The organism is Mesoterricola sp. MK458, from assembly GCF_055384935.1.
On sequence record NZ_AP045075.1, the window covers coordinates 308,330 to 329,057 of the forward strand.

The following is a 20,728-nucleotide window of genomic DNA, read 5'->3' on the forward strand; positions in this document are numbered from 1 at the left end:
TTCAGCTCCGGGCCCGCCCGCGGGGTACCTGGGGCCAACGCAGCGCCAGCACCACGACGGTCAGGGTGAGGAGCATCTCCAGGGCCGCCCAGAACTGGTAGTACGCCCATTGCCCGGGCAGGATCAGCGCCATGATCCCCGTGAACGCGGCGCCGGCCCCGACGTTGGCCCAGCGGTTCAGGCGCGGGGGCGCCAGGAGGGACAGCGCGACCATCCCGCACGGGATCGCCATGAGGGCGGAGGTCCCCAGGAGGACGCCGGGGGTGGTCGCGCCCAGGGGGCCCATCCGGCCCTGGAGCATGCCCTGGAGCTTTCCGGGGGCGTAGAGGGCCAGGTAGTCGCAGTAGAGGTAGCAGAGCGTCGTGGAGGTCCACAGGGCCGCGAGCTTCGATTTCACGTCCGCCGGGGGATCGGTGGGGTCGGGCGTCGCTGGGTGCATCTGTCACCGGAAGAAAAGGCGGCGGGGCGCCGGGGGTCCATGCAGGATACGGTGGCCGGGGGAGGCCCCCGCCGCCGATGTCGCCAATGGCGGTTCCGGAGGGGTGAGCGGCGCCCCGGGCGTGGCGGGAGGCCCGCCCCCGGACCGGTGGCGCATCCGGCCCGCCCATGGCATGGTGTAGGCTTTCGGGGCGCGCGGCCCCTTCCGGCCACCCCCCTGGACCCTGCCCATGCCTCCCTCCACCCCGCCCCGAACGCCCGCAACCCGAGGATCCTGGCGTGGGTGGGAATTCTGGGGCGCGGCGTTCGGGGTCTTCACGCTCCTGGGTCTCGTGCGGATCCTGAGCGTGGTCGGGAGCATCAGGGCGCAGACGTGCCCCCTGGCGGAGGGCATGGTCGTCTCGTTCACCCTGTTCGACTACTACCTGTGGATGCTCCTCACGCCGGCCATGTTCTTCATGGCAGGCCGGGCCGGGTTCGAGCCGGGCCGCAGGCTGCGCGCCCTGGGCCTGCACGCGCTGGCGGCCGCAACCCTGGGGCTGGTGCACCTGGTCCTGCTGGTGGTCCTCTACGTTCCCTACAACCAGCGCCGGCTGCCGCGCCCGGGCGACCTGCCCCTGGGCATGAAGCTGCTGGGCAGCGACCAGCTCTACATGGGCGTCCTCGTCTACGGCGTCACCGTGACGGTGGCGCTGGTGCTGCACCACCGCCGCCAGCAGGCCCTGGCCGCGTCCCGGGCGGCGGCCCTGGAGGCCCAACTGGCCCAGGCGGAGCTCACGGCCCTGAGGATGCAGCTTCAGCCCCACTTCCTCTTCAACACTCTGCACACCATCGGGTCGCTGGTGGACGAGGCGCCCGCGGTGGCCCGCAGCATGACGGCCCGGCTCGGCGACTTCCTGCGCCTGACCCTGGAAAGCAGCCGCGCGCCCGAGGTACCCCTGCGCCAGGAACTGGCCTTCCTCCACCACTACCTGGCCATCGAGCAGGTGCGCTTCGGCCCGCGCCTGGTGGTGGTGGAAGAGGTGGATCCCGCCCTCCTGGAGGCGAAGGTCCCCAACTTCATCCTCCAGCCTCTGGTGGAGAATGCCCTCCGCCACGGCCTCGCCTCCCGGGAACTGGGCGGGCGCATCACCCTGCGGGCCCAGGTCCAGGGGGAGACCCTGCGCCTGCAGGTGGAGGACACGGGCCGCGGCCTCGTGCGCAATCCCGCGCTGGGCGTCGGCCTGGGCAACGTCGTGCGGCGCCTGGCCCACCTCCATGGCCCCCGCGGTCGGTTCACGCTGGAGCCGGGCCCCGAAGGCGGCGCCTGCGCCACGGTGACGGTGCCCCTGTGCCTGGGGGAGGGGCCGTGACGCGGCTTCGCACCCTGGTCGCGGACGACGAGGCCCCGGCGCGGAACTACCTGCTCCGCCTCCTGACCCGCGCGCCGGACGTGGAGGTGGTGGGGGAGGCCAGCCACGGAAGGGAGGCTCTACGCGCCCTGGAAACCCTGCGTCCCGACGTGGCCTTCCTGGACATCCGCATGCCGGGCCTGGACGGCTTCGAGGTGCTGCGGCTGCTGGACCCGGCCCACCTCCCCCCGGTGGTCGTGTTCGTGACGGCCTACGACGCGCACGCGCTCAAGGCCTTCGAGGCCCAGGCCCTGGACTACCTCCTCAAGCCCTTCGACGACGAACGGTTCGACCGGTGCCTCGGACGGATCCGGTCCCACTGGAACGGCGCGGGAATGTCCCTCCGGAGCGTCGGCTTGGACGCCGCCCTGCCGTTCCTGCGCACGTCCGCGCCCGCGGACCACATCACGGTCCGGCAGCGGGGCCGCATCCTCGTGCTGCCGGTGGAGGACGTGGACTGGGTCGCCGCCGAGGACAACTACGTGCGCGTCCATGCCCGCGGCGCGAGCCACCTCCTGCGGGAGAGCCTCGGCTCCCTGGAAGCCAGGCTGGATCCCGGCCGCTTCGTCCGCATCCACCGCTCCACCCTCGTGAACCTCGCCCGCATCGCCAGTCTGGAGCCGCTGGAGCACGGGGAATTCCGGGTGCACCTGAGCACCGGAAGCCAGGTGGTGCTCAGCAGGCGGCATCGGGCGGACCTGGAAAGGCGGCTGGGGAAGCTTTAGTCAGTCCTTTCGGCCCGCGCTGCGCTAAAAGGTGCAAATAAGTTACTTCTCATTGGTTTTTTCCTTATGGATCCTTGCGGGTCAAAGGTATCCGGTTCGCCGCGGGATGGCTACAATGGGCCCTACCCGATGTGACGTACCCGAAAAAACCCATCGAAGTCCCAGGCACCTGAGGAGGATCCCATGGCGATCAGGGCCGCCCTGCCGAACCGGTTCGCGATGGCGGGCCTCCTGATTGCCGGTTGGCTTCTGGGGTGTGGCGGCAAAACGGCCGTGGTCCAGACACCGGTGGTGCAGCCCATCACGCTCCAGGTCACGCCCGCCACGTCCACCCTTCAGGTGGGCAGCCGCCTGACGCTCACCGCCCAGGTGACGGGCAGCCCGGCGCCGACGCTGGCGTGGGCGGTGGACGGGACGCCCGGCGGCAGTTCCACGTCCGGCACCCTCAGCGGCACGGGAACGTCGGTCACCTACACGGCCCCTTCCGCGGCCGGCCAGCACGCCGTCACCGTCGCCAGCGCCTCGGACGCGGCGGTCAAGGCCACCGCCCTCCTCACCGTGGAAGCGCCGGCCCCGGAAGTCGTGCGGGTGAGCCTGGCGCCGGGATCGGCCAGCCTCGCGGCCGGCGCCACCCTGGACTTCCAGGCGACCGTCTCGGGCGCCACCGATGCCTCCCTCACCTGGACGGTGGACGGCACCGCGGGCAGCGCGGCCACGGGGACCCTGTCCGGATCCGGCGCCACCCGGACCTACACGGCCCCCATGGCCGCCGGCGGCCACACCGTGACAGCCACCAGCGTGGCCGACCCGTCCAAGAGCGCCTCGGCCGCCGTCACCGTGGCCGCGCCCGTGGTGGTGGCCCTGGCCCTCAGCCCCTCGGGCACCGTCAGCCTCGGTCCGGGGGGCACCCAGATGTTCACCGCCACCGTGACCGGGTCCAGCAACACCTCCGTGGGCTGGCTCGTGGACGGCGTCAGCAACGGCAGCGCCGCCGTGGGCACCCTGGTGGGCACCGGGGCCAGCGCCACCTACTCGGCGCCCGCCACCGCCGGTTCGCACACCGTGACGGCCTTCGCGGCCGCGGACACCGCCAAGCGGGCCTCGGCCACCGTGACGGTCACGGTCCCCGACGTGGCGATCGCCTTGACCCCGTCGGGATCCACCCAGGTCAACACCTCAGGCACCGTCTCCTTCACGGCGGCGGTGTCGGGCACCCCCAACACCGCGGTGACCTGGTCCGTGGACGGCGTCGCGGGGGGCTCCGCCTCGGCCGGGACGATCACCGGCAGCGGCCTCAGCGTGGTGTACAACGCCCCGGCCACCGCCGGGACCCACACGGTGACGGCCACCAGTTCGGCGGACACCTCCCGGAGCGCCTCCGCCTCGGTTTCGGTGGTTGCCCCGTCGGGCGTGGTGGTGACGCTGGCCGCGGTGGGCCCGGGCACCATGGTGCCCTCCGGGTCCATGCTGGTCACGGCGGGGGTCACGGGCGATCCGGACACGTCCGTCACCTGGACCGTGGACGGCGTGCCCAACGGGAACGCCTCCGTGGGAACCGTGTTCGCGCCGCCCTCGGGCGGGACCGCCGTCTACACGGCCCCGGCCGCCACCGGTTCCCACCGGTTGACGGCCACCAGCGTGGCCGCCCCCGGCCGGAGCGCGACCCTCACGATCCCGGTCACCGCGACCCTCGTCCCGGCCGGCAGCATCCCCATCGGCGCCAACGTCCGCAGTTCGCCCTACAACGCCGCGGGCGACGGCGTGACGGACGACACCGCGGCCATCTCGGCCGCGGTCAAGGCCGTCGCCGGCACGGGCAAGGCGGTGTACCTGCCCGCGGGCACCTACCTCGTGGATCCCACCGCCAACCAGACCGGAGGCATCCGCCTGGGCAGCAACATGACGCTGCTCCTGGATCCCCAGGCCGTCCTGCAGGCCCGGTCCACGTCCACCCAGGACTACGCGCTGGTCACGGTGTCGGGCTGTTCCAACGTCAACATCTCCGGCGGCACGTTCAACGGCAACAACCTCGACAACGCGATCCCCACGCCCACCACGGTGGAGGCCGGCGACTGCCTCCACATCGTCGGTTCCCGGAACGTGGTGGTGGAAGGGTGCGTGGTGCAGAACGCGTTCAACGACGGCGTCTACGTGGGGGACGATTCCGCCAACATCACGGTCTGCGGCATCACGAGCCGGTTCAACCGGCGCCACGGCATGTCGATCACCTCCGGCCAGGGGTTCCACCTCGTCAACAGCACCTTCCACGGGGCCACCGGTTCGGTGGAAACCGCCGGCGGGCCCATGGTCAACGGCTGTGGCGTGGACGTGGAGGCCAACGCCAACGAGTCCATCCGGATGGTGCTGGCCGCCAACAACCGGTTCACCGGCAACCGGTCCGCGGGCTTCGCCTGGGGCATCCTGAAGGCGGCGAACGCCAGCACCAGCGATGTGTTCGTCATCGGCAACACGGTCTCGGGCAACCAATCGGGCCTGAACGGCGAGAACACCACCCGCAGCTGGGTGGTGAACAACACCGTCAGCTCGGAATCCGCGTTCGGGATCTACATCCACGACGGCATGAACGGCACGCTGGTCCAGGGCAACACCGTGTCCGGGACGGGCACGGGCGGGGACGGCGCGGGCATCGAGATCTACAACGACACCTCCACCACGGTGAACGCCAACACCTCAACCGGCAATGCCAAGTACGGACTGTTCGTCTACCAGAGCACCAGCCCCGTGCTCACCGGCAACGTCCTCACGGGCAACGGCACCGCGGGCCTGGCCATCGTGAGGTCCTCGGGGGTGACCCAGTCGGGCAACACCCCCTGAGCCGGGTCGCCTACGATGGGCCTGGGGCGTTGAAATCCAGGCGGAACAGGGCGCCCTGCCCGGGCCAGCCCTGGGCCGTCACCGTGCCCCCGTGCTTGCTCATGACCCGCTTGACGATGGACAGGCCGATGCCGTGGCCCGGAATGCGCGGATCCGAATGGAGCCGCTGGAAGGGCCGGAACATGGCTTCGGCCTGGGCCGTGTCGAAGCCGATGCCGTTGTCGCGGATCTCGATGGCGGTGCCGGGCCCGGCGTCTCCGCGCACCGTGATCTCCGCGGGCGCGCGGCCCAGGGTGTACTTCCAGGCGTTGCCCAGGAGGTTCTCCAGGGCGATGCGCACCAGGTTGGGGTCGCCCAGCACGGTGAGCCCCGGCTCGATGTCCCAGCGCACGCTGCGTTCCGGTTCCTTCTCCTGCAGGTTCAGGAACACCAGGTGCGCGTGGTGGGAGACGTCCACCCGCTGCACCGTGGGCAGACGCCCGGAGATCAGGGCCAACGCCTGGAGGCCGTCCAGCAGCTGCTGCATGCGGTCCGCGCCGGCGCGCAACAGGTCCAGGTGGCGCAGGAGGTCGGGCCGGTCGTCCCCCAGGCGCTCCTGCAGGTTGTCCATGCCCAGCAGCAGTCCCGTGAGGGGGGACTTGAGGTCGTGGGTGACCATGCGGTTGAAGGACTCCAGGTCCTCGATGGTCTGCATGAGGCGCGCGGTGCGTCCCTGCACCTGCTCGTCCAGGCTCCGGTTCAGTTCCCGCAGCCGGTCCTGGCGGGCCTCCAGGTCCCTGCGGCCCGCGGCCAGGCTGGCCGCCATTCCCACGCCGGCCGCCAGGGCCAGGCCCAGGCCCAGGTACCCGGGTCCGGGGCGGCGCGCGGCCAAGGCCCAACCGGCGCCCGCCAGGCCCACGACCGCCAGCAGGGCCCAGGCGAGGAGCCGCGGGTTCGGGCCAGGCTTGCCGGACGGATCGGACATGGCGTTCACGCTTGGATGTGTGAACATGAGAGCAGGAAGGCCCCGGTTGCGCAAGGGGAAGCGCGTGCCTCGGAAGCGGGCGGATTGGCAAAAACCGGGGTTTCGCGTAGGGTGGCGGTGAGGTGATCCCATGAACCCGCTCCGTCTGGCCGTGCCCTTCCTTTCGCTGGCCCTGGCGGCCCAGGTCCCGCTGGCCACCGTGGCCCGCTACCGCGACGCGGCGCTTGGCCTGGAGGTGGTGAAGGCCGAGCTCGTTCTGGCGCCCGGCCAGCCCTGGCCCCAGCTGGTGGCCGTGGCGGGAGTGCGGCAGGTCTTCCTGGTGCCCGCGGCCCAGGGCGGGCCGGGTCCGCGGCCCGTCACCGTGCTGGCCCTGCGCGTGCCCGGCGCCAAGGCCGCCCGCCTCGAGGGGGCCCCGGGGGTCCTGGCCTGGAACCTGGAAGGGGGAGCGATGGGGGACCGGTCCCTGCTGGAGCAGTGGGCCCGCGCCCGCGCCCGCGCCTGGGAGCAGGGGGCCGGCGACCCCTCGCCCCTGGTGGCGGGTTTTCGGGCCATCCAGAACCGGCTCTTCCTCGGAGGGAAGGAGCCCGAACCCGCTGCCCCCCGCCGCCGGGAGGAGGGCCCCAGCCTCCTGAGCCTGCTGGGGGGCCGCGCCGCCGTGGAGGAGACGCTCCAACTGGACCGCGGGCTGGAGGGCGCCCCCGGCGCCGCCGCGCCCCGGGTGCCCCTCGCCTCCCTCCCGGGGGTCGACGTGGCCGCGCACCCCTGGGCCGAGATGCTGGGCGGGCGCCAGCCCGCCGTTCCACCCCTGGCCCGGTGCGTGCCGCCGGACCGGGCCTTCCTGTACCTGCCGGAACCCGCGGCGGCCCTGGATGGCCTGGCGGGGGGCGGAGCGGCGTTCCTGACCCGGGTGAGCGCCTTCGGCCGCCAGGGCACCCTGGACCGGGACCTCATCGCCCGGGCCCTGGAGGACCTGGGCGTGGACCGGAGCCTGCTGGGCGCGGTCTCCGCGGCCGCGGTCTTCCTGCCGGACCTGAACCTCCTGGGCGGCACCGACCTCACCGTGGTGGCCGAACTCACCCCCGCGGCCGCCGCCCGGTTCGGCGCCGGCGGGCCCCGGGCCGTGGCGACCCCCCGGGGCGAGGCCTGGCGCGCCCGGGAGGGCGGGCGGGTCTTCCTGTCCACCTCCCGCGCGGAGCTGGACCGGGCCTTGGCCCTCCACCGGTCGGGAGGGCAGGGGTCCCTGGGCGCCTCGGACGAGTTCAAGGTGATGCTCACCAAATTGGCCCCCACCGAAGCCACCCGCGCCTACGCCTACCTTTCCGACCCCTTCATCCGCCGCCTGGTGGGCCCGGCCCAGCGCATCGGGCAGCTGCGCCAGGCCGCCGCCCGGCGCGACCTGGAGGCGGTGGCGGCCGCCGTGGAACTGCGGCGCCTGGACGCGCCCGGCAGCCCCCTGGACCTTCCCAGGCTGCGCAAGCTGGGCTACCTGGAGCCCGGCCTGGACCTGTCCGGCCTCTCCGTCCGGGACGGCGTGGTGGCCAGCCGGGTGTGGGGCCGGCTGGACCGCATGCGCCCCCAGGCGCCCCCCGTGGAGGTGGAGGCCTGGGAGGCCCAGGCCTACGAGGCCTTCCGCCGGAACTACAGCCAGTACTGGAGCCGCTACTTCGACCCCATCGCCCTGCGCCTGGAGGCCCGGGACGGCGCCTACGGGCTGGACACCTTCATCCTCCCCCTGCTGGACCAGAGCGCCTACCGCCAGCTCCGCCGGTTCCTGAAGCCGGGACCCGCGCCGGCCCTGGCCGTGGCCCCCCGGTGGGCCCGGCCCCAGGTGGCTACCCTGAGTCTGCCGGCGGACTGGGCGGGCCTGCTGGGCACGTCCCCGGTTCCCGTGCCCCGGGAACTGCTGGGGGCCCTGGGCGGGGAGGCGCATCTGGCCTTCCTGGACGCGGCCCCCGTGCTCCAGGTGGGGGGCGGCTCTCCGGCAGGGCTCATGGCCTCCCAGGACCGCCTCGCCCAGGGGGGGCTCCTCTTCCTGGCCCCGCTCCTCCTGGGCCCCCTCACCCGTCCCGTGGCGCTGGCCATCCCCGTGCGCGACCCCGCCGCGGCCCGGGAGGGCTTCGGGCGCCTGGCCCAGAGCGCCGCCCTTCGCCAGGGCCTGCCGCGGGAACTGGAATGGCGGGTCCACCAGGAGACGGACCGGCGCCTGATCCTCAGCGCCTCCCTCCTGGGCCTGGTGACCCTGCGGTTCTCCCTGGACCTGGAGGACGACTGGCTGGTGGTGTGCAACGACACCTCCCAGGCCGCCCCCCTGGTTTCCGGCTCCGCCCCCGGCGCGTCCTCCCACGCCGCCCTGTCCCTGCGGCCCTGCGACCTGAACCTGGGCCTTCCCTCCGCCTGGCAGGCGGCGGTGGAAGGCCAGGCGGACCGGGCCTGGGCCGACCAGCGGTGGCTTTCCCCCTGGCTCGCCTCCGGCCTGGACATTGAGGCCGCCAAGGCCCGCAGCCGCCAGGTCTTCGGCGGCGCCCCCCTGCTGCCCGCCGCCGACCTGGGCCCCGGCTCCATGCCCCGCAACCTGCGCTACGGCACGCCCTGGCGCCCCCTCCTCCCGGAGCGGAAGCCCGGCGAGGACTTCGGCCTGTTCGAGGGCGTCCGGGAGGTGCGGGTGGACATGACCTTCGAGGAGGACGGCCTGCGCACCCGTGTGGCCTGGACCGCGCCCTGAGAGGCGCTCAGCTCCCGGAGGTTCCCGCCGCGATCCCGGCCAGCAGACCGGGACCGGGAACCGCCTCTCCGCGCGTGATGGCGCGTACGGTGTCAGTGATCGCCCCGTTGACCGGCGTCGCCAGCCCTTGCCGGCGGCCCACGGCCACGACGTGGCCGTTGATGAAATCGATCTCGGTGGGCCTGCCCTGTTCGAAGTCCTGGAGCATGGAGGGCTTGATGTCGCCGTAGAAGGCCAGGATCCCCCCCAGCCAGGCGTCGAAGGCCGGGCCGGGCCGGCTGCGTCCTTCCCAGCGGGGGGGCAGGGGCTCCACCACCATCCGTTCCGGCCGGTCCCCGCTGGCCAGGGCCACGGCAAGGGCCTCGTCGTAGGTGCGGATGAACAGGTCCCGGCCGCCGGGAAGGGCCAGGAACTGGCGCATCGTGAGTCCCGCGATGGCGCCGAGGGTCGTGACGGCGCAGTTGAGGAGCAGCTTGGACCACACGGCGCCCGGGAGGTTGCCGGTGACGCGGACCTCGATCCCTTTGCCCAGGAGCCCGGCGATGGGCGCGGCCCTGCTGCCCTCGCCACCGGCCGGTTCCCCGATGAGCAGGTGTCCGGCATTGCGCTGCTCGTAGACGCCCGGCGACGTCATGGTGGCGCCCAGGTTCGAAAGGCCGCCCACCACCTGGGAATCGCCGAGGCGGTCCGCGATCATCCGGGGCACGAAGCCGTTCTGGATCGGCAGGATCACACCGTCCCGGGCGAGCACCCCGGGCAGGGCCGGCGCCGCGGCCAGCGCGTCCTGGGCCTTGGTGGCCAGGAGGATCAGGTCGAAGGGCGCCGCCCCCGCGACGCCGTCCAGGGTGGCCACGTGCGCCGCCGGGGCCGAGGCGTCCCCGCCCGCGCCCGTCACCCTGAGCCCGGCGACCTTCAGGCGGTGCGCCGCCTCGGCGCTGCGCACCGCGAGGTGCACCGGCACCCCGGCGGCCGTCAGGCGCGTGGCGATGACCCCACCCAGGGCGCCGAGGCCTACGATCAGGATCCGCATGGCAGCCTCCCGGGCCCGGGGCGGGCCGTGGAACCCAGGATGGGGTGGCGGGTTGGACCGGGCAACCCGGTGGGCCGCGTTGCGCAGACCACCCTTACCCCGGGGAAGGATTCCGGGGGTGGAGGCGGGCCGGAGGGTCTTCGGGTCCCCCGGCCTCACCAGGCGGTGTGTCCCTCCATGCGCGCGGGTGCGGGCCGCTCGACGATGCGGCCCAGGCCCAGGTTGCCCCACGCGTCCTGGCCCCAGCCCTTGGCGAAGGTGGCGCCCCAGGCGAAGGACGTGTAGCCCGAGCAGGCGATGCCCAGAACCCCGGTGAGGCCCGGGATCGGGGTCAGTACGGCCAGGTCATCGCGGTTGCCCTGGCCGGTCTGCCCGTTCACGGCATACCCGATGGAGCGCACCGTCCCGTCCGCGTGCAGCGTCAGCAGGTGCTGCTCGCCGGCGGCCAGGGCCGTCGTGTTGGCCGATCCCGGGAGCACGGTGGGTGGGGTCTGGCCCAAGGGCGGCAGCCAGCCCCAGACGAGGACCATGCCGTCGGCCCGCACGGCCGCGGAGAAGGTCGCCCCGGCGGTGAGGGCGGTCACGCCGGTCATGCCGGGGACCGGGACCGGGGAGGTCCGGGGGGTGAGCGTTCCATCCCCCAACTGGCCATTTGCGTTGTCGCCCCAGGACCAGACCTGGCCGGCGGCGTCGAGGGCGAGGGTGTGCCAGGGGCTCGCCGCGACCTTGCGCACGTTGGTCACCCCCGTCACCTGGACGGGCGTGGTCCGGGTGGTGGTGGAACCGTCGCCCAGGTTCCCGGTGCTGTTGCTGCCGTAAGCCCAGAGCGTTCCGTCCTGGAGCACGAAGAACGTGGACCAGCCGACCGAGGTGATGTCGGCCACGGGCCCGAGTCCGGTCACCTGCGCCTGGGCGGACGGGCCGTCCCCCTCGGTGACCGGATTGCCCCAGCCCCAGCGCCAGAGGGTGCCGTCCGCGCGCAGGCCCAGGCCCTGCTGCTCGCCCAGGGCCAGCCTGGCCAGGGGCGCGAAACCCGGGGCGGTGGTGGGCACGGCCAGAATGGGATAGGTCGGGAGCCGGAGATCCTGGCCCCACAACAGGAGACCCCCATCCGCCGTCACGGCGGCGGTGGAGTGGGTGGAGGCCGCCAGGGTGATGAGGGGGTTGGAGACGTTCAGGGCGACCGGGCTGGTGCGGTCCAGGGGGAAGGTGTCGCCCAACTGCCCGGCGGTGTTGCCGCCCCAGGTGTAGAAACTGCCGTCCTGGAGAAGCGCGAGGGTGGACCTGCCATCGGTCGCCAGATCCAGGGCGGGTCCCAGGTCGACCTTGAATGCGGACGACCGATCCGTGAAGTCCCCGGCGCCGAGACAGCCCGAGAAATTTTCGCCCCAGGTCCACAGACTGCCGTCCAGGGTCAGAACGGCGGTCATGGCGGATGCGGAGACCAGGCGCACGGCGCCGGGGATGTCCGCCTGCCTGGTGACGGCCGTGTCGCTGGTGCTGCCGGGGAAGGCGCCCCAGGCCCAAAGGCGCCCCTCGAAGTCCAGGGCAAAGGTGCCCAGGCGGGTGGAGGCCAGGGAGGCTGGATAGGGCAGGCCCGGAAGTTGGACCGGGGTGAGCTCACTGGCCCAGGATGCCCGGGCCAATTGCCCGTAGTAGTTGCTGCCCCAGCCCCAGACCGTGCCGTCCGCTCCGAACGCGAAGCTGCAGTTGTATCCGGCGTGGAGGCCCACGATGGCCGGAAGGCCCGTCACCCGGACCGGGGTGGCGCGATTCGTGGTGGTGCCGTCACCCAATTGGCCGGCGGCATTGATTCCCCATGCCCAGACCGTGCCGTCCGCGGCAAGGGCCAGGTTGTGCGAGTAGGTGGAGGCGACGGAGGTGATGGCGGGCAGGTCCGGGATCCGGGTCGGCGCGAACGTGCCGTTGGCCGCCACGTGCCAGAGGGTGCCGTCCGCCTTCAGGGCCAGGGCTTCCAGACTGTTGCCGGCGAGGCTGACCACGCCGGTCAGGGCGTCGTTCCGGGTGGGCACCGAGGTGTCCGGCGTCCAGTCCGGATACCCCATGGGCACCTGGGTCGCGTTCTGGCCGCAGACCCAAAGGGTCCCGTCGTCCTTGAGCATCCACGAGCCACTCCGGGCCAGGGCCACTGCGCGGCGGGGCCGGGCCTGGGCGCGCAGGGTGGCCACCCGGCCGGCGGCATTGGTGACGGCCAGTTCGAAGCGATCGGGCATCGGCCCCGTCCAGGGCAGGGCCGTGCCGCTCACGATCGTGCGGTTTCCGGGCCGCACCACCGCCGTGCCGCCGGTGAAGGTGGCGTTGAGCGTGAGGCCCTGGGCCATGGGGAGCCAGTCCCCCGCCGCCGAGAAGGCGGTGATTACGGGCGGCGCCACCACCTGGACATCCAGTCCCAGGGCGGCGCTGACGCCCAGCGGGTTGGTGACGGTCACCGTGAAGTGGGTCTCCGCGGTGGGCGCCACCTGGACGGCCTGGCCGCTTACCAGGGCGACGGCCCCGGGCTGCAGCACCGCCGTGCCGCCCGTGAACGTGGCGGTGAGGCTGCAGGTGTCGCCCTGGGTCAGGATGGCCGGCGACGCCTGGAAGGAGGTCACCCGGGGCGCGGCGACCACCGTGCAGGTGGCGGTGCCCGGCTCCGAGACGGTGCCGGCGGCGTTGGTGGCCACGCAGGAGATCCCCAGGCTGCCGGGGACGCCGGCGGTGAAGGTGATCTGCGCGGTGCCCTGGCCGGCGGTGACGGTGCCGGAGGTCAGGGTCCAGGTGAACGTGCACCCGCTCTGGGCCGGCACGGAGGCGGCCAGGGCCATCTGGCCCTCGGTGGCCTGGGCTGCGGCCTGCACCACCGGCTGGATCGGGGGCGCGGCCACATCCACCTGGGCCGTGCGGGTCACGGATTTGCCGTTGCCCGTGACCGTCAGCGTGTAGGTGGTGGTTTCCTGGGGCGTCGCGTGGGCGGTGGCCGCGCTGGCCAGGGCGCCCACGCCGTGGTCCACGGTGCCGGTGCCGTCGCGGTAGGTGGCCGTCAGGTCCACGGTGGCGCCGCGGGTCACCAGGGCCGGCGTGGCGGAGAAGGCCGTGATCGACGGGTCCGCGGGGGGCGTCGGGCCCCCTCCCGAACTGCCGCCGCAGCCGGCGGCGAGGGCCGCCATAAGGGCGAGCGTGGCGTACCGCGTCCGGAGTCCGAGCCGCTGACGGGCCATGGGCACCTCCCAGAAAGCATGCAGGCCAAAAAACTGTTGATTGGAGCGGCCGTACTCTAGTCCGGGTTCCTTTGTATTTCAAGGAATATAGAGTCACTACTCCACCCCGGCCGGGACGGGGCCGGGCGCGCCGGACACCTCCGTTGCCCAGGTGCTCCGGGCGAAGTCTCAGGAGCTTCGCACCCCCAGGATCTCCAGGCGCGTCTTCCCCGCGGGCCTCCGCCAGGCCACCTCGTCGCCGGGCTCCGCGCCCAGAAGCGCCTCCGCCAGGGGCGACAGCCAACTGATCCGGCCGCGGCCCGGATCGGCCTCGTCCTCCCCCACGATGGTGAGCGATTCGGTGCTTCCGTCCTCGTGGCGCACCTCCACGGTGGTTCCGAACCGGACCCGGTCCGGCGCCTGGGCGGCCGGATCCACCGGGACGGCCCGCTGCAGCCGCCCCTCCACCCAGCGCAGGTCCCGCTGCAGGAGCGCCCGTTCGTATGGATCCATGGCGGGGCCGGCCTCGTCCAGGCGGGCTGCCAAATCCGCCGCCTGGGCGCGCAGCCGCTGGAGCCCGGCGGGGGTGACGTAGTTGGGGTGGGGGCTCTGGGGACGTTCCGGCGGCACCTCCGGCCGGGCCGCGTCGTCGGGATCCTTAATGAAGGCTCGGTTCACATCCCCCTCCGTTCCCGGATGCGCTGTCCCGTGGAACGTCTCCACGGGTTCCCGATTGATCATACGGGGTGTCGAGCCCGTTAGGTCCGGTTCCCGCGCCTGGGGGGAAGGGGCAGGAAGGCGCTGACGTCGCGCTGGTACTCCCGGTAGGCATCGCCCTTGGTCCGGAGCGCCTGCGCCTCGGTGGGGGGGATGCCGGTGATCCGGGTCAGGAGGAGGTACATCAAGGCCGGCGAAAGGAAGGCGGCCAGGGCCGCGGGCCTGCCCTGGGACGCCACGGCGAAGCCCACCCAGACGAGCCATTCGAAGAAATAGTTGGGATGCCTGCTCCACCCCCAGAGGCCGCGCCGGCAGACCTGGCCGGGCCCGGCCTGGGCCCGGAACGCCTGGAGTTGCTGGTCCGCGGCCGTCTCGAAGGCCACCGCCAGGAGCACGACGGCCGCCCCGGCCAGGGTCCAGATGGGGGGCCCGGGGTCAGGGTCCATGGATCCCAGCAGGAACGGCAGGGAGAGGACCAGGTTGAGCACCCCCTGGAGGAGGAAGAAGCCGAGGAACCGCGCCTGGGGCCGCTCGCCCCAGGCCTCCCGCAGCGCGAGGTAGCGGCCGTCCTCCCGGTTCGACCGGACCAGCCTGCGGGCCAGGTGCGAACCCAGCCGGAGGCCCCAGGCGCCCCCCAGGGCCGCCAGGATCGTCCGGCGGACCGGATCGCCCGTGCCCAGGGCCCCGAAGACCAGGGCGAGGCCCCCCAGGCTGAAGGCCCAGGCCACGTCGATCCAGTCCGCGCGGTCCGTGCGGAGGTACCAGAGCCAGGCCAGGAAGGGCAGGCCCAGGGCCAGGGCCAGGACCGCCAGCGCCAGGGGGGTCATGGCCGCCCCCCGTCCTTCTCCAGGAGCAACTGGACGACGCTGACGTGCCGCTCCAGGAAGGCCCCCTCGCAGCTCGCGAGGTAGTAGTCCCAGAAGCGGCGGAAGCGTTCGTCGAAGCCCAGGGCGGCCATGTCCTCGTGGCGCCGGTGGAACCGCTCGCGCCAGGCCCGCAGGGTGCGCGCGTAGTGGAGGCCCAGGTCCTCCTGGCCGCGCACCGCCAGGCGGGTGGCACGGGCCAGGCTCCTGTGGATCCCCAGGAGGCTCGCCAGTTCCGACCCCGGGAAGACATGCTGCTGGATGAAGTCGACGCCCCGCCGGTAGGCCTCGAAGTGGGGTTCGTTCATGGTGATCGTCTGGATGAGGAAGGTTCCGCCCGGCTCCAGGAGGCGGTCCACGGCGCCGAAGTAGGCGTCGTAGTTCCCGAGGCCCACCGCCTCGAACATCTCGATGGAAACCGCCTTGGTGTAGGTCCCCCGCAGGTCCCGGTAGTCCTCCAGGAGCACCTCGATCCGGTCCTGGAGCCCCGCCTCCCGCACGCGCTCCCGGGCCAGGTCGAACTGCTCCCGGCTGACGGTGGTCGTGGTGACCCGGCACCCATGCACCCGCGCGGCATGGATCGCCAGGCCGCCCCAGCCCGATCCGATCTCCAGGAGACGGTCCCCGGGGCCAAGGTCCAGCTTGCCGCAGATCATTCGGTACTTGGCCTCCTGGGCCTCCTCCAGGGAGGTTCCGGGCTCCGGGAAGTAGGCCGAGCTGTAGGCCATGGTGGGGTCCAGCCAGAGCTGGTAGAAGGCGTTGCCCAGGTCGTAGTGGGCGGCGATGTTGGCGCGGGCGCCGCGCCGGGTGTTGGCGCGCAGGCGGTGCCGGATGCGGCCCAGGGCCTTGGCCGCCAGGGCCATGGGGCCGCCGTCGAGGGCCGCCATGTTGCGCAGGGCGACCCGCACCGCGGCGACCGGGTCGGGGCTGCTCCACCAGCCCTCCACGTAGGCCTCCCCCAGGCCGACCTCACCCCCCAGGACCCCCTTGAGGAAGGTCCTCGGGTCGAGGATGGCCACCTGGGCCCGGAGGCCGGAGGCGGGATCCCCGAAGACGCGGACGCCGTCGGGCAGGTGCAGTTCCAGGCAGCCATCCCGGAGGCCCCCCAGGGCCCTGAGCATCAGACTCCGGGCCGCAGCGGCGAGGAGGCCGGGACGGAGGGACCCGGTTTCGAGAAGACCGGCACGCGCTTGAGCCATAGTTTCAGTGCCTCCCAGTGAATGGCCGTGATGACCTTGAATGCGTGGAGAGGAAAAGCGAGGAGGGCCCTCCGGATCTCCGGGGCCGTCCAGTCCCGGCGCTCCAGGCGGAGGTCGGCATCGAAGATGAAGTCGGCGCCCCGGTGGAGGGCCATGCGCACCCGCAGATCCTCGCCCGGGGGGGTGAAGGTCCAGCGGTAGCGGAGGTCCATGGGCATGAAGGGCGATACGTGCATGCGCTTGGGCACGTCGAAACCGTACCCCCGGGCCGCGTCTCCGGGGCGCATCCAGTAGAGGGTCCGCTCCTTCCAGGGTGTGCTGGTCACCTCGGCGCCGATGAGGGAAAGGCGCCCGTCCTTGTCCCAGGCGTAGACGTAGCTCACGGGGTTGAAGCCGTACCCGAGGAAGCGCAGGTTCGTGAGGATGGCCGCGCGGCCCGCGGGGAAATCCATCCCCTGGGCCCGCGCGCTGGCCGCGAGGCGCTCCCGCAGGGGGAGGCCCGGACCGCCCAGGTGGTCCCGGTCATCGTAGGAGGCCCAGGCGAAGCGGTTGAAGCCCAGGAGGCGGGAGACCCCCATGGCCCGCTCCAGCCCGTCCAGGTCCAGGAAGGCCATGAAGACCGGGTAGGTGAACGCGTGGCGCTTCGGGGCGAAGCGCCGGTGGCGGACCGTGCCCAGGTACAGGGCGTTCACCGGGACGGCATCCGGGACAGAAGTTCCCGCAGCACGCGGGCGCGGTGCCTGAAGATGCGCGCCACGTCGCGCCGCACGAAAGGCAGGGCCAAGGCCCCCACCCAGCCGAAGGGCAGCCTCCACCTCACCTCGTCCACCATGCGGGTGCCGCCCCCCGGAGCGTTCTCGAAGGTGTGCACGTGGTGCCACTTCGCATAGGGGCCCCGGACCTGGAGGTCCTCGAAGCGCCGCCCCTCCTCCCACCGCCGGATGACGGTGCGCCATTCCAGGGATAGACCGTGGACGCGGAGCGCGTAGTCGTAGATGGCGCCCCGGCCCCGGGGCAGGGGCGGCGGCGTCAGGATCCGGAAGGAGAGCCAGGGTGGCGTGATGAGCTCCAGGTTCCCGGGATCCGAGAAGAAACCGAAGACCGCCGCCCGGGGTAGGGGGATGATCGTCTCGAATCTATGGACCTGGTCCCGGGCAGACAACTTCAGAAGCGGCGGCAGCTTCATGGATCAACCTCCGCATACCCCAACGGTGGAAAGCGCCGTCTGGATTTCAGCCGCCGGCCAAACGTTGCAGGCCGCCCCGCCAGCCCGTGAAGCGGATCGGGCCCGCGAGGCTCGCGAGGATCCAGCAGTCCTCGTCGGGAAGGGCCACGGGGGCATGGACCCGGTAACCGTCCGCCTCGTCAAAGTCGCCCGCTCCGAGGATGGTGCCGGCGTCCTCCAGGCCCCCGGCCAGGATCACGGAGCGTTCCAGGCCCAGGTGCATGTGCTCGGGGAAGGGGCGGCCGTTCCGCATGTGGATGAGGAAGAGTCCCGGGGAGGCTTCCAGGAACCGGAACCCCCGGGTGAGGGCCCCCCGCCAGGAGGCGCCGCGGAGGGGGGGGAGGAGGGGCCAGAGGTCGGGGGGCAGGGGAAGGACCTCGGCGCCCACCCGGGGGGGCTCCGGCGGGGTGAGGCGGGCAAGGATCCCCCCGAGCAGGCCGGTGGGCACGGGAGCCGGCGGCACCTCCGACAGGAGGAGGCCGCCGGGGGCGAGGTCCCGCGCGGCCTGCCGCCGGCAGGTCTCGCAGAAGGCCAGGTGGGCCTCCAGGAGGTTTCGGGAGGCGCCTTCCATCTGGCCGGAGGCGTAGTCCAGCCAGTGGTCCTCGGTGGGGTGGAACCGGGGGTTCATGGGTTTCCCCTTCGCTGGAGCAGGGTCCTGAGCGCCGAGAGTCCGGCGCGGATGCGGGTCTTGACGGTACCCACCGGGAGCCCGAGCCTGCGGGCGGTTTCGTCGTAGGTCAAGTCACCGTAGTAGGCCAATCGGATGGGGACGCGCTGGTCGTCGGGAAGCATGGCGAGGGCTTTCTGGATGGACGGGGCCAGCGTCGGATCCGCCTCCCCGGGGGCGCCGCCCAGGATGTCCGGGTCGAGATCGCCCGTCTCCCTAACGCGCCCCAGGCTCCGCTGGATGTCGAAAACCTTGTGCCGCGTCACCGTGAAGATCCAGCCGGCCGCCCCCTCGCCCTGCGGGGCGTAGAGCCCCGCCTTTCGCCAGAGGGAGAGGAAGATCTCCTGGACCGCGTCCTCGTGGGGGAAGGGCGGCGAGGCCATGGCGCGCACGTAGGCCAGGACCCGGCCGCCGTAACGGCGGAAGAGTTCCGCCAGGGCCTCCTGCTCCTGGGCCGCAATCCGGGCAAGCAGCCCCTCGTCGGAAAAGCCGGCCAGGTCAGGGGGGCTCGGGAGGGGGAGGGTCATGGCAATGCCGTTTCGCCCTCTCACTTTAGACCACGCCGGGGCCCCGGGTGAAGCGGCCAGGGACCGGTCCGGCAGAACGGCCGCGGCGCTCAGGGGCGCCTCCCGAGGATGGCGTCCGCCGCCCGCAGGCCGCTGGCGAGGCCATCCTCGTGGAAGCCGTTGGCCCAGTAGGCGCCGGCGAAATGCAGGCTCCGCCTCCCGTCCACCTCCTGCCACCGGGCCTGGGCCTTGATGGCGGCCAGGTCAAAGCGCGGGTGCTCGTCGTCGTACCTCGCGAGGACCTGGGCCTCGTCCAGGCGCCCCCCGCCGTGGAGGGTCACGAAGAGGTCCCTCCGGCCCACCAGGGGCTGGAGGCGGTTCATGTGGTAGGTCACGAGGAGGGGGCTCCCGGGGACCCTTCGGAAGTTCCAGCTGGCCCAGGCCCGCCTCCGGGGCGGCAGGAGGGAGGCGTCGGTGTGCAGCCAGACGGGGCTCGGGTTGGGGCGGAAGGCGCCCAGCACCTCCCGTTCCAGGTCATCCGGGCCTTCCAGCAGCGCCAGGGCCTGGTCGCCGTGGCAGGCCAGCAGAACCGCGTCGAAGCGCAGACGCCCCTCCCCCTCCACCAGCACCTCCGCACCGGCGCCGTCCCCCCACACCCCCCGCACGGAGGCGCCCGTGCGTATGCGCTGTGCGAAGGGCAGCGTCAGCGGATGGAGGTACCCGGAGGTGCCGCCGGGGATGGTCCGCCATTTCCGCTGGGTGGCCAAGCCCAGCATGCCGTGGTTGCGGAAGAACCGCAGGAGGGCCAGGGCCGGGAACTGTTCCATGGCTTCGGGCGGGGTGGACCACACGGCTCCGGCCATGGGATACAGGTAGGCCTGCCGGAAGTCCCTGCCGAACCCCGCCGCGTCCAGGGCCTTGCCCAGGGGCACCTCCACGGCCGCGGAATCCAGGGCCAGGGCGTTGCCCCAGGCGTTGAACCGGACCACTTCGGCCCAGAGGCGCCAGTAGCGCGGACGGAAGGCGTTGGAGCGCTCCGCGAGAAGGCCATTCAGGCCGCGGCTGCACCAGGAGAGTTCGGGCCCGGCGAAGGCGAAGCTCATGTCCGAAGGGCAGGTGGGAACGCCCAGCTCCTCCATCAGCTTGACGAACCTGGGATAGTTCTGGCGGTTGTGCACGATGAAGCCGGTGTCCACCGCCGTGCCGTCCGGCAGCACCTCGGTGCGGGTGTGGCCGCCCAGGCGCGCCGCCTTCTCGAAGACATGCACCTCGGCGCCCCCCAGCGCCAGGGCGCGCGCGGCCCCCAGGCCCGAGATGCCGGCGCCGATGACCGCGACCTTCATGGCCGCAGGTCCCGGACGACCCCGAGCACCCGGAGGGCCTGGAGCCCGGCCTGGGTGGGGTCCGCCTCCCACCAGCGCAGCCGTGGCGAGCACGCGCCGGGGAAGGCGTGATGGTTGTTGTGCCAGCCCTCCCCCAGGGTGAGGAGGGCCAGGAGGGCGTTGTTTCGGCTGCGGTCGGGAGTCGCGAAGCGCCGGGTGCCCCAGAGGTGGGCCAGGCTGTTGATGGAGAACGTGGCGTGGTAGAGGACCACGGTGGAGAGGGCCCACCAGGCCAGTCCGGCCGGGCCGCCCCAGGCCGCGGCGCCCAGCGCCAGGGTCAGGGCGGGGACCCCGTGATGGCGGTCCAGCCACCGAAGCTCCGGGTACCGCGCCAGATCCCGGACCCTGGCGAGGTTCGTGCGGTCATGGCGGTTCGACAGGATCCAGCCCACGTGGCTCCACCAGAAGGACGCCTGCACGGGGCTGTGGATGTCCAGGGGCGTGTCGGAGGTGCGGTGATGGTTGCGGTGATGGGCCGCCCACCAGAGCACCCCTTTCTGCCCCGACGCCTGGGCCAGGCAGGCCATGAGGAACTGGGGGATCCGGCCCAGGCGGTACGAACGGTGGCTGAAGTAGCGGTGGTAGCCCGCTGTGACCCCGAACATGCGGATGAGGTAGAGGGCAAGGGCCATCCAGGCCAGGGCGGGGCGGAAGGGGAACGCCAGGGTCCCCAGGGCCGCCAGGTGGATGAGGCCGAAGGTGACCGAGGCGGACGTGAGGGGATAGGCGGGCCTCGCCGCACCTTGGCTCTGGGCTCCCTGGTCCACGTACACCTCCGATTCAACCCCAACGCCGGTACTCGGCGCTTGGATTGCCCGGAGAACCACGGGAACAGAAATTTTGTTTCTTCACGGAACTCCGGGGAAG

Annotated in this window: 17 protein-coding genes; 4 read left to right on the forward strand and 13 right to left on the reverse strand. The window is 72.6% G+C overall.

The genetic code is table 11. The features are described 5' to 3' along the window. Position 1: 1 nt before the first annotated feature. Entirely contained in the window at positions 2 to 439 is a 438-nt protein-coding gene (locus tag ACZ5LB_RS01360) for a DUF6326 family protein (protein WP_464604370.1), read from the reverse strand. Positions 440 to 668: 229 nt separating this feature from the next. Between ACZ5LB_RS01360 and ACZ5LB_RS01365 the strand changes: the two genes are divergently transcribed. From ACZ5LB_RS01365 to ACZ5LB_RS01375, 3 genes are all read left to right on the forward strand, one after another. Then, on the forward strand, positions 669 to 1,790 hold the full coding sequence (locus ACZ5LB_RS01365) for a sensor histidine kinase (protein ID WP_464604371.1): 1,122 nt from the start codon (positions 669 to 671) through the stop codon (positions 1,788 to 1,790). After that, entirely contained in the window at positions 1,787 to 2,554 is a 768-nt protein-coding gene (locus ACZ5LB_RS01370; protein ID WP_464604372.1) for a LytR/AlgR family response regulator transcription factor, read from the forward strand. The genes ACZ5LB_RS01365 and ACZ5LB_RS01370 overlap by 4 nt, the downstream gene beginning before the upstream one ends. 183 nt (positions 2,555 to 2,737) lie before the next feature. Then, entirely contained in the window at positions 2,738 to 5,389 is a 2,652-nt protein-coding gene (locus ACZ5LB_RS01375; protein ID WP_464604373.1) for a right-handed parallel beta-helix repeat-containing protein, read from the forward strand. Between the two features lie 10 nt (positions 5,390 to 5,399). Here ACZ5LB_RS01375 and ACZ5LB_RS01380 read toward each other — a convergent pair whose 3' ends face one another. Further along, complete coding sequence (locus tag ACZ5LB_RS01380) at positions 5,400 to 6,353, reverse strand: sensor histidine kinase (protein WP_464604374.1); 954 nt, start codon at positions 6,351 to 6,353, stop codon at positions 5,400 to 5,402. Positions 6,354 to 6,483: 130 nt separating this feature from the next. On the opposite strand from ACZ5LB_RS01380, the gene ACZ5LB_RS01385 reads away from it, so the two are divergent. Further along, on the forward strand, positions 6,484 to 9,075 hold the full coding sequence (locus ACZ5LB_RS01385) for a hypothetical protein (protein WP_464604375.1): 2,592 nt from the start codon (positions 6,484 to 6,486) through the stop codon (positions 9,073 to 9,075). Positions 9,076 to 9,082: 7 nt separating this feature from the next. On the opposite strand, the gene ACZ5LB_RS01390 is transcribed toward ACZ5LB_RS01385, so the two are convergent. The 11 genes from ACZ5LB_RS01390 to ACZ5LB_RS01440 form a co-directional block, all read right to left on the reverse strand. Further along, positions 9,083 to 10,105, reverse strand: a complete 1,023-nt coding sequence (locus ACZ5LB_RS01390) for a ketopantoate reductase family protein (protein WP_464604376.1) — start codon at positions 10,103 to 10,105, stop codon at positions 9,083 to 9,085. A 155-nt stretch (positions 10,106 to 10,260) separates the two neighbouring features. Continuing rightward, positions 10,261 to 13,323, reverse strand: coding sequence for an RCC1 domain-containing protein (locus ACZ5LB_RS01395; RefSeq protein WP_464604377.1), 3,063 nt, complete (start codon positions 13,321 to 13,323; stop codon positions 10,261 to 10,263). Positions 13,324 to 13,491: 168 nt separating this feature from the next. Next, the gene (locus ACZ5LB_RS01400) at positions 13,492 to 13,980 is read right to left on the reverse strand and encodes a GreA/GreB family elongation factor (RefSeq protein WP_464604378.1); all 489 of its coding nucleotides are present in this window, start codon (positions 13,978 to 13,980) and stop codon (positions 13,492 to 13,494) included. 80 nt (positions 13,981 to 14,060) lie between these two features. Continuing rightward, positions 14,061 to 14,846 carry a DUF1295 domain-containing protein gene (locus ACZ5LB_RS01405; RefSeq protein WP_464604379.1) on the reverse strand — a complete coding sequence of 262 codons (786 nt, stop codon included), beginning with the start codon at positions 14,844 to 14,846 and terminating at the stop codon, positions 14,061 to 14,063. Further along, entirely contained in the window at positions 14,843 to 16,003 is a 1,161-nt protein-coding gene (locus tag ACZ5LB_RS01410) for a class I SAM-dependent methyltransferase (RefSeq protein ID WP_464604380.1), read from the reverse strand. Before ACZ5LB_RS01410 ends, ACZ5LB_RS01405 begins: the two co-directional genes overlap by 4 nt. After that, the gene (locus ACZ5LB_RS01415) at positions 16,003 to 16,773 is read right to left on the reverse strand and encodes a DUF1365 domain-containing protein (RefSeq protein ID WP_464604381.1); all 771 of its coding nucleotides are present in this window, start codon (positions 16,771 to 16,773) and stop codon (positions 16,003 to 16,005) included. The genes ACZ5LB_RS01410 and ACZ5LB_RS01415 overlap by 1 nt, the downstream gene beginning before the upstream one ends. Further along, positions 16,770 to 17,267, reverse strand: coding sequence for an SRPBCC family protein (locus ACZ5LB_RS01420; RefSeq protein WP_464604382.1), 498 nt, complete (start codon positions 17,265 to 17,267; stop codon positions 16,770 to 16,772). Before ACZ5LB_RS01420 ends, ACZ5LB_RS01415 begins: the two co-directional genes overlap by 4 nt. A gap of 46 nt (positions 17,268 to 17,313) precedes the next feature. After that, positions 17,314 to 17,934 (reverse strand): cupin domain-containing protein, encoded by a 621-nt coding sequence (locus ACZ5LB_RS01425; protein WP_464604383.1) that lies wholly within the window; start codon positions 17,932 to 17,934, stop codon positions 17,314 to 17,316. After that, positions 17,931 to 18,500, reverse strand: coding sequence for an RNA polymerase sigma factor (locus ACZ5LB_RS01430; RefSeq protein ID WP_464604384.1), 570 nt, complete (start codon positions 18,498 to 18,500; stop codon positions 17,931 to 17,933). The genes ACZ5LB_RS01425 and ACZ5LB_RS01430 overlap by 4 nt, the downstream gene beginning before the upstream one ends. An 89-nt stretch (positions 18,501 to 18,589) precedes the next feature. Then, a complete protein-coding gene (locus tag ACZ5LB_RS01435) occupies positions 18,590 to 19,822 on the reverse strand; it encodes an NAD(P)/FAD-dependent oxidoreductase (protein WP_464604385.1) in 1,233 nt (410 codons plus the stop codon). Next, positions 19,819 to 20,628, reverse strand: coding sequence for an acyl-CoA desaturase (locus tag ACZ5LB_RS01440; protein ID WP_464604386.1), 810 nt, complete (start codon positions 20,626 to 20,628; stop codon positions 19,819 to 19,821). Before ACZ5LB_RS01440 ends, ACZ5LB_RS01435 begins: the two co-directional genes overlap by 4 nt. Positions 20,629 to 20,728 lie beyond the last annotated feature (100 nt).

Bases quoted from the DNA above. Each gene is read 5' to 3' on its own strand.
- ACZ5LB_RS01360 (WP_464604370.1), bottom strand. From the start codon at position 439: ATGCACCCAGCGACGCCCGACCCCACCGATCCCCCGGCGGACGTGAAA.
- ACZ5LB_RS01365 (WP_464604371.1), top strand. From the start codon at position 669: ATGCCTCCCTCCACCCCGCCCCGAACGCCCGCAACCCGAGGATCCTGG.
- ACZ5LB_RS01375 (WP_464604373.1), top strand. From the start codon at position 2,738: ATGGCGATCAGGGCCGCCCTGCCGAACCGGTTCGCGATGGCGGGCCTC.
- ACZ5LB_RS01380 (WP_464604374.1), bottom strand. From the start codon at position 6,353: ATGTCCGATCCGTCCGGCAAGCCTGGCCCGAACCCGCGGCTCCTCGCC.
- ACZ5LB_RS01385 (WP_464604375.1), top strand. From the start codon at position 6,484: ATGAACCCGCTCCGTCTGGCCGTGCCCTTCCTTTCGCTGGCCCTGGCG.
- ACZ5LB_RS01390 (WP_464604376.1), bottom strand. From the start codon at position 10,105: ATGCGGATCCTGATCGTAGGCCTCGGCGCCCTGGGTGGGGTCATCGCC.
- ACZ5LB_RS01395 (WP_464604377.1), bottom strand. From the start codon at position 13,323: ATGGCCCGTCAGCGGCTCGGACTCCGGACGCGGTACGCCACGCTCGCC.
- ACZ5LB_RS01405 (WP_464604379.1), bottom strand. From the start codon at position 14,846: ATGACCCCCCTGGCGCTGGCGGTCCTGGCCCTGGCCCTGGGCCTGCCC.
- ACZ5LB_RS01410 (WP_464604380.1), bottom strand. From the start codon at position 16,003: ATGCTCAGGGCCCTGGGGGGCCTCCGGGATGGCTGCCTGGAACTGCAC.
- ACZ5LB_RS01420 (WP_464604382.1), bottom strand. From the start codon at position 17,267: ATGAAGCTGCCGCCGCTTCTGAAGTTGTCTGCCCGGGACCAGGTCCAT.
- ACZ5LB_RS01425 (WP_464604383.1), bottom strand. From the start codon at position 17,934: ATGAACCCCCGGTTCCACCCCACCGAGGACCACTGGCTGGACTACGCC.
- ACZ5LB_RS01430 (WP_464604384.1), bottom strand. From the start codon at position 18,500: ATGACCCTCCCCCTCCCGAGCCCCCCTGACCTGGCCGGCTTTTCCGAC.
- ACZ5LB_RS01435 (WP_464604385.1), bottom strand. From the start codon at position 19,822: ATGAAGGTCGCGGTCATCGGCGCCGGCATCTCGGGCCTGGGGGCCGCG.